The organism is Thermodesulfobacteriota bacterium (assembly GCA_030583865.1).
Taxonomy (GTDB): Bacteria; Desulfobacterota; GWC2-55-46; order GWC2-55-46; family GWC2-55-46; genus UBA5799.
In genome coordinates this window covers 1,828,075-1,840,239 of sequence record CP129479.1, presented here as the reverse complement: position 1 = coordinate 1,840,239, position 12,165 = coordinate 1,828,075, and the positions used below count along the sequence as shown (strand labels likewise).

Here is a 12,165-nt window from a genome sequence, read left to right as displayed (position 1 = left end):
CATTGCGAGGCGCTTCAGTTTGCGTAGGGTGTGTGTGCGCACCATTAATATAATCCCCCTCCGTCCCCCTTTAGAAAAGGGAGAAAATTTCCGGTCCCGCCTTTTCTAAGGTGTAGGTTATGAGGGTCCCCCTCTTTTCTAAAGAGGGAACAGGGGAGATTAAAGAGACCCTTCCCAGTTGCGATACGATTCCGGACCTCAGAACTGGGACACTGATTCCTGCCAATAGCATTGGTTGCGCTCCGCGCATCCCTAATATAATCCCCCTCCTTCCCCCTTTAGAAAAGGGGGAAATCCCTTATACCGCGCCTTTTCTAAGGTGGAAGTTAAAAGGGTTCCCCTCTTTTTTAAAGAGGGGGAAAGGGGAGATTAACCGATTGCGGTTATTGCGAGGCGCTTAAGCGCCTCGGCAATCTCATATATTTCCGTAAGTGCATGAGATTGTTTCGGGACTAAAGTCCCTCGCAATGGCGGCAGTGCCGCGAAATAGCTCCGCGCGTCATTAGTGATTTAAGCATCACCCTTCCCATTTATCCCCTCCCGCCTGATTAAACAATGGGGAGGGGAGGCTGTCAGGTTCAATTATTGACAAATACCCGGATTTGATATAAATTCTTGCGAGGTAAGCTGTAGTTGTCCGCGGACGGGCATGCCCGTCGACTCATCAGGTCCTTTCTTCCATGTTTCAAAGGCCGTACGAACCGGCATCCGGGCCGGAAAAAGCGTTAAATACGCTTGCGGCCCGTTGGAATTCCGTAGTTTCTCAAAAATTATTGGAAGTTCAGGAAATATGACAAATGTCATATTCTCTCCCGGCGGCATCCTTATATAGTGTCCCGGAACTTACCTGAAAACGGCACAAGTGCACCTTCGTGCCGGCGGCAGACGCCAAAAAAGGAGGAGTAAATGGCTGAAAAAGCGGATGGGCCGATTCCGGCCTGGCAGGTCTTTTACGACAACATCTGGCTTCTTCTGATACTCGGCGTCGTTCTGCCGACTGTGGTCTACACGGTATGGGGGCTCATAGAGATAGTAATGGTGCCGCAGCTCCCCGTGGCCCCTTAAGGAGGTAGGAAATGGCGATACACGAACCTGAAAGAGTATGGTGGAACCCGCTAAGCAAGGACGAGAGGATATGGGTCGCGCTGGCCCTCATCTGGATGCTCGTCTCGTTCGTCTTCATGCCGGTATACCACCTCGTGGGCGCGCAGAACCCGCCTTCCGAGACGTACAGGGTCTCAGCCGAGGACTTTGACAGGCTCGTAGACGGCATGGTGGAGAAATACCAGGTGGGCGAGGAGGCCGGCTTCCCTGTCGTCCGCCCCAACCCGGACGAGCCGGTCTACATAAGGGCGTCCATGTGGCAGTGGTACCCCATAGTCGAGCTTGAGAAGGGTAGGACCTACAAGCTCCACCTCTCGTCAGTGGACATACAGCACGGGTTCTCCATACTGCCCATAAACATGAACTTCATGGTGCTCCCGGACTATGATTACGTGCTTACGCTCACGCCGACGACTTCAGGCGAGTTCCACATAGTCTGCAACGAGTACTGCGGCCTGGGCCACCACCTGATGGTGGGCAAGATGTACGTGAGTGAGCCGGAGGCTTGACAGGTATCCCCCTCTTTCATAAAGAGGGGCAGGGGAGATTATCTAGTGTGCGCCTGCGCGCCATTACAAATCCTTCTCAGTCCCCCTTTGGAAAAGGGGGAAATTCGGCAATTGTAGGGCGGGCTGTGCCCGCCGGAGCATGGTGCGCATAGCGCACCCTACCTCTGCTGAATAGACAAGGGGAGGCGCGGAGTTATCAAGGCTCAACCAAAGGAGGTCTGAAATGCCTAAGCAGGACCACAGGGACATAATCGAGGCGCCGGGCGTTTTCGTCCTTGCCCTCATATTCCTAGTCGTTTTCATCGTGATATGGTTCGTGCACCTCAAATGGCTTACGGACGTCTGGGGCGTGCAGTAGCATCCGGCGCTGCCCGGACGCAGGGTTCTGTTTGTTGAAACCAAAGCACGTTCAGGCTGCTCAAAAAGCTCAAGATGCAAGAAGTCGAAAAATGAGGAATGAGGCGTACTTTTTTGAACGCCGGAGTTGCCAAGTTTGAAGGCTCAGCAGATTGAGCTTTTTCAGCAGCCTGCTAAAGGCTGCCTAAAATCAGAACGGGAGGTGCTTGACATAATATGGCTATTTTCAGGACGGACCCGCTCTCAGGGCTCAAGATAGATTCGCAGACCGAGCACCTGGTAAGGTGGAACGTGATCGCCGCCCTCGCGACATTCGCGGTAGGCGGCCTTCTGGGGCTCCTCGTCGTCCTTACCAGGTGGCCGAGCGTGCATCTCCTGCCGCTCGATTACTATTACAGGTTCCTGACGCTCCACGGCATAGACGCGCTCCTTGCCTGGATAATCTTCTTCGAGGTCGCGCTCGTGCACTTCACCTCCGCGGCGCTCCTGGGCACGCGCTCATACGTGCCGTGGCTCGGCTGGGTGGCATTCGCGCTCATGCTCATAGGCGGGGCGATAATCAACATAATCGTCCTCATGGGCGGTGCCGACGTTATGTTCACCTCGTACGTGCCCTTGAAGGGCGACCCGCTCTATTACCTCGGGGTCATCCTCTTCGCGGTGGGCGCGCTCATCGGCTTCATCATCTTCTTCATAAACGTCGCGCTCTCGAAGAGGGACGGCGGGTACAAGCGGACCCTGCCGCTCGGCGCTTTCGGCATGCTGGCCGCGAGCATCATAGGCATCCTCACGCTCGCCCACGGCGCGGCCATCATGATACCAACTCTCCTCTGGTCGATGGACATAATGAGCTACATCGACCCGGCGGCGTACAGGCTGGTGTTCTGGGGCCTCGGCCACCCCTCGCAGCAGATAAACGTCAGCGCGATGGTCGCGGTGTGGTACATGACCTCGTACTTCGTCATCGGCGGCAAGCCACTTAACGAGAAGCTCTCGAGGACGGCATTCGTCCTCTACATACTCTTCATAAACGTCGCCTCCGAGCACCACCTTCTCGTGGACCCGGCGCTCTCGAACTGGCACAAGATCGTGAACACGAGCTACATGATGCACCTCGCGGTCCTCGCCAGCATGATACACGCCTTCGCGGTCCCGGCCTCGATGGAAGTGGCCTTGAGGAACCAGGGGCACACGAGGGGCCTCTTCGAGTGGCTCAAGAAGGCGCCCTGGGGCAACCCGGCCTTCTCGTCCATCGCCATCTCGATACTCCTCTTCGGTTTCCTCGGCGGCATCACCGGCGTCATCTTCGGCACCGAGCAGTTCAACATCATCCGCCACAACACGATCGCCATAACGGGCCACTTCCACGGCACCGTCGTCGCGGGCACGACAGTGGCCTTCATGGGCTTCACCTACCTCCTCGTGCCTTACGTCTTCAGGAGGGAGCTCATCTGGAAGGGCTTTGCGAGCATACAGCCCTATATTTACGGCGTCGGGGTCGCGCTCCTCTCAATCGGCATGATGTCGGCGGGCTCGTTTGGCGTACCCAGGAGGCACTACGACATAACCTTCTCGGGCGCGCCCTTCTCATTCTCCTTCGACCCGTCCATCGACCTCTTCCTCTCAATGATGGGCGTCGGGGGCGTGCTCGCGGTCACCGGCGGCGCGCTCTACATAGCGCTCTCGTTCGGCTCAATCATCTGGGGGAAAAGGATAGAGGGCTGACCAGGATGGGAGCGCAGGGACTGCGCTTTACTTGAACGCACAGGCAGGCGGGGCCGTTTTGCGGCCCCGCTTTTTTTATGGGGCAGTCCCCTGTATTTCCTTGCCGTAAAATGATATAATTTTCAAGGCATTAGCTTCCTGACAAAGGTCATGTAAAGAACCATCCCCGGCTGTTACGATTGTATTAGGGAAGTTCTGATTAATTCGCAAATGTTGTCATTCTGAGCGAAGCGACAATTTTCGCAGGATAGCGAAAATTGAACTTGCACCAAAGGTGCAAGGCCCGAAGGGGCGTGCCCCAGGACGGGGCGAGATCAGGATCTCGTATTCTGAAAAACCTGCAAGTCACGAGATTCTTCTGTCGCTTACGCTCCCTCAGAATGACAGAAACGGAATAAATCAGAGCTTCCTTAGATTACGTTCCGGAAGGACCTGAAATGCCCGCATACCTGGCACTGTTGCTCATCTTCCTGCACGTCTTTCCCGCGCCCTCTTTCGCTCTCCAGCAGCCCGACCCCGTGGTCCTTAAGGCCGCCGTAGACAATTCGCTGAAGGCCGAGGGCCGCAAGCTCGGCGACTACGCCCTCTTCGACCAGGACGGGAACCGTTTCATGCTGAGCGAGTATTTCGGGAAGGGAAAGCCGCTGGTGCTGAGCTATATCTACACGAGCTGCCCGGAGGTATGCCCCACGATAACGATGGAGCTTAAGAGGGCGGTCGACGGCGCAAGGGCGAAGTTCGGGGACAGGTTCGAGGTCCTTACCATAGGCTTTGACGCGGCGAACGACACCCCGGAGCGCCTTAATAGATACGGGTCGAGCTACACCAAGAGCTTCGAGGGCTTCAGGTTCGCGGGCGGCGACCATGAGACAATAGAGAAGCTCCTCGCCGACGCCGGGTTTTTCTCCTTCAGGCAGGACGACGGGAGCTTCGACCACATGGACATGGTGACCACGGTAAAGCCGGACGGCACGATTTACAGGCAGGTCTTCAGCATCCGTTCCCAGCCGCAGAACCTTGCCATGCGCCTTGACGAGCTCATAGCTGGCAAGGCCGCGGTCTCGGGCTCGCTCACGTTGGTGGACAGGATAAAGTTCTTCTGCTACAGGTACGACCCGCAGTCCGGTAAATACGTGCTCGACTACCCCGTCTTCGTGAGCATAGCGCTCCAGGCGCTCATAATCGGTGCCATAGTATACGCGGTATGGGGGAGAAGGATAGGCAGATGGATGAAAAGGAAATGACGAGGAGCGCGGAAGCGCCGGTCGGCGGAGGCGCTCCGGGAGCTAAACGGGAGTTCTCGGGCGGCGCGCTCCAGAGGTTGTGGCTACTGATGGAGGCCCAGGTGAACCGCCTGACGACCCCTGCCTACAACCCCTTCTACTACCTCGGCGCGCTCGGGATATTCTTCCTCTGGGTCATACTCGTCTCAGGCATATACCTCTTCCTCTTCTACAGCATAAGCGTAAAGGGCGCGTGGCTCTCGGTACAGGACCTGACCGTCAACCAGTGGTACCTCGGCGGGGTCATGAGGAGCCTACACAGGTACGCGTCCGACGCCCTCGTGCTCGTCATGGTACTCCACGCCTTAAGGTGCTACATGCTCGACAGGTACGCCCACTGGAGGTGGGTGGCGTGGGTCACGGGCATAGGCATAGCCTGGGTGATAGTCGCGGCCGGCATTTTCGGGTACTGGATGGTGTGGGACCAGAGGGCGCAGCTCATAGCCACTCTCTCGGCGCACATGCTCGAGAACATACCCATATTCGGCATACCCTTGAGCCTCAATTTCGCGAGGGCCGAGCACCTGACCGACCAGTTCTTCTACATAATACTATTCATCCACTTCTCGTCCATATTCTTCCTTTTCATACTGCTCCTCGTCCACATAGTCAGGGTAACGAGGGCCGTCATAAACCCGCCGCGGGTCCTTGCCTACGCGGTAATGGCCGCCCTGTTCGCGGTCTCGTTCATAAGGCCCGCCACGAGCGCGCCGCCCGCGGAGCTCGGCAGGCTCGTCGAGGCGGTCCCGTTCGACTGGTTTTACATGTTCATATACCCGCTCCTCGCCTACATGAGCGCCCACCAGCTCTGGGGCTTTTTGGCCGCCGCGACCCTTGTCGCCGCGGCGGTGCCGTGGCTTACGCGCTCAAGGCGCGGCCCGGCGGTGCGGCTTACGCTCGAAAACTGCACCGGGTGCGAGCTATGCATGGAGGACTGCCCGTACCAGGCAATATACATGAGGAAGAGGACCGACGGCATGCCTTACCCTCTTGAGGCGGTGATAGTGCCGAAGCGGTGCGCAAGCTGCGGCATATGCATGGGCTCCTGCGACTACAAGGCCCTTGACCTCCCGGACATGACCGAGGCGGACGTAAAGGCCAGGATACGGGGCCTTTCAAAGGAGATTAAGGAATCCGGGGTGGAAGGCCCCGGTGTGCTCGTATTCGCGTGCGCCAAGGGCGCAAGGCTCGACGCCTTCACGGGCCCCGACGGAAGGCTCAAGGGCCGCGAATGGGCCAGGGTGGTATCACTCCCGTGCATAGGCATGCTCCAGCCGTCGATGCTATCCATACCGTTCGAGAAGTCCGTAGGCCTCGACGGCGTCTTCGTCTCGAGCTGCCGCCAGGGCGACTGCCAGTACAGAAAGGGGGACGAGTGGTTCACGGGAAGGCTCCACGGGTACAGGCCGCCGCTCGTCAGGAAATCAATCGACAGGTCCAGGATACGGACCGTTTATCTATCGTCAGCCGAAGAGAGCGAATTCTTCAAGGTCCTGGACGAGTTCCGCTCCTCGCTCGCTGACAGGAGTAAATAAATGAAGATGGCCATAATCCTGGTAACCCTTTTCGCTTTCCTCATCCCGGTAGCGTTCGTGCTGTGGAGGGAATGGAGGAAGGGCAGGGAAAAGGATGCCAGGGAAGGCATTGTCCCGAAAAAAAAGGAGCCCGTGCCGATATGGGGGGTCGTAAGGGCGACCCTTGCGCTTCTCATACTCCTCGCCCCGGTCTATTTCATATCCGACCCGCCGTACGCACATTACGGCCCGGATGATTCGCTCCTGAAGGTCGCCTTCAAGCAGTCCGGGCAAAGGGTCGAGGACTGCGACGAAGGCGGGCTCATAAGGCAGGAGGGCGAGAGGTACAGGGGAGAGCTTAAGGACGCGAGAAGGGTGCAGATGGACATCGCGAGGCTCGCCAAGTGCTCGCGCGAGAGGCACCCCGTCATGGTCGAGGTATACATAGACGGTGAAAAGGCGCTCGATAAATCTTACGCGCCCACCGGCCTTAAAAGGGACATGGCTTCCTATATCTATAGCGAATTAAGCCTCAAACCCGGCGAGCGGAGGATAAAGGCGCTCATGTATAACGCCGGGACAAAGGAAAAACCCGCCTATGCTGTCGAAACAACCATCGACGTCGCGCCCGGCGACGTGAAGGTCATCTGGTTCAGCGATAAGGCAGGTAACCTTGCCCTGGATTAGCCAGGGGCCTGCAACCTCTGAAAATTGATCTTTTCCCCGGACTCTGCGTCAGGCCGGGAATAAAAATGCTCACATATTTTCATATATGCTCCGCTTTTTATTCCCGGTCTTCCTTGATTGCGGGAAAAAATCTCAAATTTTAAGAGGTTGCATTAATAGTAAAGTCGAAAGCTAATCGGGGGGAGCTTTCTATAGAAAGTTCCCCCCAGTAGTCTCTCCAGTTTCGCCACTCCCGTCCCCTTTCCATCCCGCCTTGCAGAAATTCCTTTGTAAAATGGCATTTTAGGTTATAATACGAGGTGGTTACGCCACAGTACGTTGCGCATCCGGTGCTTTCCTGCGCATGAATGCCAGCCTTTCAAAAGGGGTTTAATGAGAATAGGTATCAGGGTCAAGCTCCTCATCTTCGCCGCCCTTGTCTGGGCCGTTATCTTCGGCATCTACAGCGTATACATATATAACGAGAGGATCGCCCAGACCCAGAGGATGGCCCACATGACAGCGAGCTATCTTACTCGGGAGCTCGCCGCCGGGCGGCAGTACTATACCTCGACGGTCGTAAAAAAGGCCCTCGATTCCGGCCTTTCCGTGTCGAGTTCCTATCTCGATGAGGAACGGTCCATACCGCTACATTTGACTTTCCTTAAGGAGGCCTCCCAGGGCCTCGGCTCAGAGGGCTTCTTCCACATGGAGCTCGTGAGCCTCCGGCCCGTAAACCCCGCCAACCTTCCGAAGGACGACTTCCAGAGGGAGGCCCTCGGCAGGTTCGACAAGGGCGCTTCAGCCGAGTTCTACAGGTTTGAGGACTATAAGGGGAAGAGGTCCATAAGGTACATGCTGCCGGACGTGGCCACTTCCCAGACCTGCGTCGACTGCCACAACAATCATGCGGCAAGCCCGAAAAAGGACTACAGGATAGGTGACGTCACCGGCGGGCTCGAGGTCATAATACCAATAGAGAACGAGCTTGCGGCGGCCATGAACGACATATGGCGCTCAATAGGCTTCGGTTTCGTGGTGGTCCTTGCAATGGGCCTCGTGGGGCTGGCCTTCATAAGGAAGGTCGTCACATCGCCGATACTCTCCCTCGTCGAGACGACGAGGCACCTCGCATCCGGCGACCTCACGGGCAAGGCCGAGGTTGACTCGAACGACGAGATAGGCGACCTCGGGGTGCAGATGAACGAGGTCGTAAGGAACCTCCACAGGATGATAGAGGACATGAGGAGGACCTCTGACGAGGCCACGGGAATCTCGAAGAGGGTCGCCGAGATGAGCAGCTCCGTCCTCGAGGGCTCGAACGCCCAGGGCGCGGCACTTGATTCAATAGGCGCCAACATGGGCGGTATAAACGCCTCCATATCAGGCATAGCAAACTACACCGAGGTCCTTGCTAAGTCGCTCGAAAAGGGCTCCATTTCGGTGCTCGAGCTCGGGGCTAGCATAAACGAGGTCGTTGACAGCATGGAGGCGCTATCAATGAGCGTTGACGAGACCTCGTCCTCGACGAGGGATATGTCCTTCTCGATAAAGGACGTATCCGAGAGCATTGAGAGCCTCTCTTCGGCCGTAACCCAGGTCTCGTCGTCGATAACCCACATAAGCGCGAGCATAAGGGAGGTTGAGGCGAACGCCGCGGAGGCCTCGATGTTCGCGGAAGAGGTCATAAAGGACGCCAAGGCAGGCATGGAGACTGTCGAGTCGACCATAGACGGGATACTCAAGGCCAAGGAGATAACCAGGGAGTCGACGCACGTTATAAACAGCCTCTCTGAAAGGATTAAAGAAATCGGCAAAATTCTCGATGTGATACAGGAGGTGGCGGAGGAGACGAACCTCCTGGCCCTTAACGCCGCCATCATCGCGGCCCAGACCGGCGACCACGGCAAGAGCTTCTCGGTCGTGGCCAACGAGATAAAGGACCTGGCCGAAAGGGCCTCCACCTCCGCAAAAGAAGTTTCGGAGATAATCCACGCGGTTGAGATAGAGTCCGACAGGGCGGTGAAGTCAATGGAGCGCGGCTACCTGAGCGTAGAGGAGGGCGTAAGGCTCTCGATGAAGGCCGGGGAGGGGCTCGAGAAGATACTGGGGAGCGCCCAGCGGTCGACGACGAGCGTAAGGCAGATAGCCGCCGCATCCGAGCTCCAGGCAAGAGAGAGCAGGATGGTCGCCGAGACCACCGAAAAGCTCGCGGAGATGACGAGGAGGATCGTGAACGCCACCCACGAGCACGCCAGGGGCAGCGAGCTCATAAACAAGGCGACCGAGCGCATGTCCGATATAACCTACAGGGTCAAGGCCACCACCAAATCTCAGGCCGAGTCGACTCGCCAGATAACATCCACCATAGGCGACGTAAACAGGATGGTCACATACATAAACGACGTAATAAAGGAGCAGAGCAGGAATACCACCAAGGTCATCGAGGCGCTGGACGCCGTCCGGAAGGTCTCATTCGAGAACATCGAGAGGGCGGTTGCCGCGGACAGGGCGGTCGAGGAGCTTGCCAGGCTCGACCGCGAGATGACCGAGCGGGTAAAGAGGTTCAAGCTCAAATAGGAGGGGACCGGGGTTAAACGGCCTGAAACCAGGGCCTTCCGGCAGTAAAAGGGCTTGCATGGGGGGATTTGATACCTTATAATACCCTAAGTTTGTTATAAAAGTCGCCTTTTTGCGCTGCAAAGCCCTCTTAAAGGGCTCCGGCCTAAGCAAACCTGCCTTATTTTGAAGCTTCTCAGCTGGCGGCATTGCTCCTGAACATGGGAATGGGCCTGCTCTTCGGCCCGGAAGGAAAAGTCCCTTGCGAGAGTGGCGGAATCGGCAGACGCGCCAGACTTAGGATCTGGTGGGCAACCGTGGGGGTTCAACTCCCCCCTCTCGCACCAGTTTCTTAGGGTCTCGCAGGTTACTGAAAGACTCAAAGCATGTTCAGGCTGCAGCCTGACAGAAATCTCATATAGAATAGAGGGAAGGGTACGATGCAGAACATCAGAGTCGAAGTCGAGGATTTGACCCCGGTAAAGAAGAAGCTCGATATCTCGGTGCCCGCCGAGACGGTAAGGAAGGAAATAGACGCGGCGTACCGCTCTATGAAGTCCACGGCGAACGTCGCCGGGTTCAGGAAGGGCTCGGTCCCGCTGAATATCTTGAAGGCCAGGTTCGCAGGCCATGTCCAGGAGGACGTGACCAGGAAGCTGATAGAGTCGACCTACCCCCATGCTCTGGAGGAGAAGAAGCTCATGCCTGTAGAGGCCCCGAGCTTCGAGCTCAAGACCGAGAAGATAAGCGAGGACAACGACTTCTCATATTCGGTGACCGTTGAGGTCCAGCCTAGCGTCGATATCGACGGCTACAAGGGCATGGAGCTTAAAAAGGAGGAGGTTACGGTCACGGAGGAAGACATCAAAAGGGGCCTTGACAACCTCTGCAAGGCCGCTGGCGAATGGGTCGAGGCGGATAGAAGCGCGGAGAACGGCGACATGGCCGTAGTGGACTTCGAGGCGTTCCTCGACGGGGAGCCGATAAAGAACGGAAAAAGCTCGGATTACGGGTGTATAATAGGTGAGAAGACGCTCCTGCCCGGATTTGACGAGGCGCTCAAGGGCGCAAAAAAAGGCGAGAAAAGGGAATTTGAAATCAAGTTCCCCGAGAACTACAGCGAAACCGGCCTTGCCGGCAAGACCGGCCTTTTCAAGGTGGTCGTGAAATCCGTGAAGGAGAAGGGGACCCCCGAGGTGAACGACGACTTCGCCAAGGAGCTGGGCCTCGAGAGCGTAGAGGCGCTTCGCGCAAAGGTCAGGGAGGAAATAGAGAAGCACAAGAAAGCCGATGCCAAGGAGCGCCTTAAGACCGAAATACTCACGAGGCTCATAGAGAAACACCCGTTCGATGTGCCCCAGGCGCTCGTCAACAGGTACCTGGGCATAATACTAGGCAGGGTTATTGAGAACATGAAGGCCGGGGTGATAGCCCCGGAGGACAAGGGGCTCGACATAGAGAAGCTAAAGGAGAAGTACGCGCCCGCGGCTGTGCGTTCTGTCAAGGAAGACATAGTGCTCGACTACATATCAGCGAAGGAGCAGGTGGACGCGAGCTCCCTCGAGGTGGAGGAAGCTGTAAGGAACATAGCGGCCCAGCGGGGCGTTTCCTACGAGTCCCTCATGGCCAGGATAGAGAGGGAAGGGGCCCTCGGGGTCATAAGGGACGGGCTCAGGCACGAGAAGGTTTTCGACATCATCATAGAGGCGAGCAAGCCGGCCCCGTAATCGGGGCGGGCAATAAAAACAGGCAACCTATAAAATTGGAGATTTTTTCCGCAATCAAGGAAGGCCGGAAAAAAGATCGTTTTTAGAGGTTGCCGATAAACGGAGGGGTAAATGCTTGTCCCTATAGTAGTCGAGCAGACTGGCAGGGGAGAGCGGTCGTACGACATCTATTCAAGGCTCCTCAAGGACAGGATAATCTTCCTGGGGAGCGGCGTGGACGACAACATCGCGAACCTGATCGTCGCCCAGCTCCTTTTCCTCGAATCCGAAGACCCTGATAAGGACATCCACATCTACGTGAACTCCCCCGGAGGGCTCGTTACCGCCGGCCTCGCGATCTACGACACCATGCAGTACGTAAAGCCCGACGTCTCGACCATCTGCATCGGGCAGGCGGCGTCGATGGGGGCGCTCCTCCTCGCGGGCGGCGCGCCGGGCAAGCGCTACGCTCTCCCGCATTCGAGGATACTCATACACCAGCCGCTCGGAGGCGCGCAGGGGCAGGCTACCGACATAGACATACAGGCCAAGGAGATACTGCGTGTAAGGGAAGAGCTGACAACCATACTGGCCCGGCATACCGGCCAGCCTCTCGACAGGATACACAGGGACACGGAGCGCGACTTTTTTATGACTGGGCAGCAGGCGGTCGAGTATGGTATAATTGACAAGGTCATAGAGAAGAGGGTCACAACTGAAGCCAAGCCGAAATAGGGATTAA

At 56.9% G+C, this 12,165-nt stretch carries 10 protein-coding genes and 1 tRNA gene; all 11 read left to right on the top strand.

All coding sequences use genetic code 11. The features are described 5' to 3' along the window. Positions 1–906: 906 nt before the first annotated feature. The 11 genes from QY316_08730 to clpP all read left to right on the top strand — a co-directional run bounded on the left by QY316_08730 (position 907) and on the right by clpP (position 12,158). Positions 907–1,065, top strand: coding sequence for a hypothetical protein (locus QY316_08730; GenBank protein WKZ32001.1), 159 nt, complete (start codon positions 907–909; stop codon positions 1,063–1,065). An 11-nt stretch (positions 1,066–1,076) separates the two neighbouring features. Next, positions 1,077–1,613 (top strand): cytochrome C oxidase subunit II, encoded by a 537-nt coding sequence (locus QY316_08725; protein WKZ32000.1) that lies wholly within the window; start codon positions 1,077–1,079, stop codon positions 1,611–1,613. A gap of 223 nt (positions 1,614–1,836) precedes the next feature. Further along, positions 1,837–1,971 (top strand): hypothetical protein, encoded by a 135-nt coding sequence (locus QY316_08720; protein WKZ31999.1) that lies wholly within the window; start codon positions 1,837–1,839, stop codon positions 1,969–1,971. Positions 1,972–2,186: 215 nt separating this feature from the next. Next, a complete protein-coding gene (locus QY316_08715; protein ID WKZ31998.1) occupies positions 2,187–3,695 on the top strand; it encodes a cbb3-type cytochrome c oxidase subunit I in 1,509 nt (502 codons plus the stop codon). A 437-nt stretch (positions 3,696–4,132) separates the two neighbouring features. Then, entirely contained in the window at positions 4,133–4,939 is an 807-nt protein-coding gene (locus QY316_08710; protein ID WKZ31997.1) for an SCO family protein, read from the top strand. After that, entirely contained in the window at positions 4,921–6,513 is a 1,593-nt protein-coding gene (locus QY316_08705) for a hydrogenase iron-sulfur subunit (protein WKZ31996.1), read from the top strand. The genes QY316_08710 and QY316_08705 overlap by 19 nt, the downstream gene beginning before the upstream one ends. Next, positions 6,514–7,179 carry a hypothetical protein gene (locus tag QY316_08700; protein WKZ31995.1) on the top strand — a complete coding sequence of 222 codons (666 nt, stop codon included), beginning with the start codon at positions 6,514–6,516 and terminating at the stop codon, positions 7,177–7,179. 372 nt (positions 7,180–7,551) lie between these two features. Continuing rightward, a complete protein-coding gene (locus tag QY316_08695) occupies positions 7,552–9,738 on the top strand; it encodes a methyl-accepting chemotaxis protein (protein ID WKZ31994.1) in 2,187 nt (728 codons plus the stop codon). A 243-nt stretch (positions 9,739–9,981) separates the two neighbouring features. Next, positions 9,982–10,064 (top strand) — tRNA-Leu (locus QY316_08690). Between the two features lie 93 nt (positions 10,065–10,157). Further along, the gene (gene tig / locus QY316_08685) at positions 10,158–11,444 is read left to right on the top strand and encodes a trigger factor (protein WKZ31993.1); all 1,287 of its coding nucleotides are present in this window, start codon (positions 10,158–10,160) and stop codon (positions 11,442–11,444) included. Positions 11,445–11,555: 111 nt separating this feature from the next. Beyond that, a complete protein-coding gene (clpP, locus tag QY316_08680) occupies positions 11,556–12,158 on the top strand; it encodes an ATP-dependent Clp endopeptidase proteolytic subunit ClpP (GenBank protein ID WKZ31992.1) in 603 nt (200 codons plus the stop codon). The last annotated feature ends 7 nt before the right edge of the window (positions 12,159–12,165 follow it).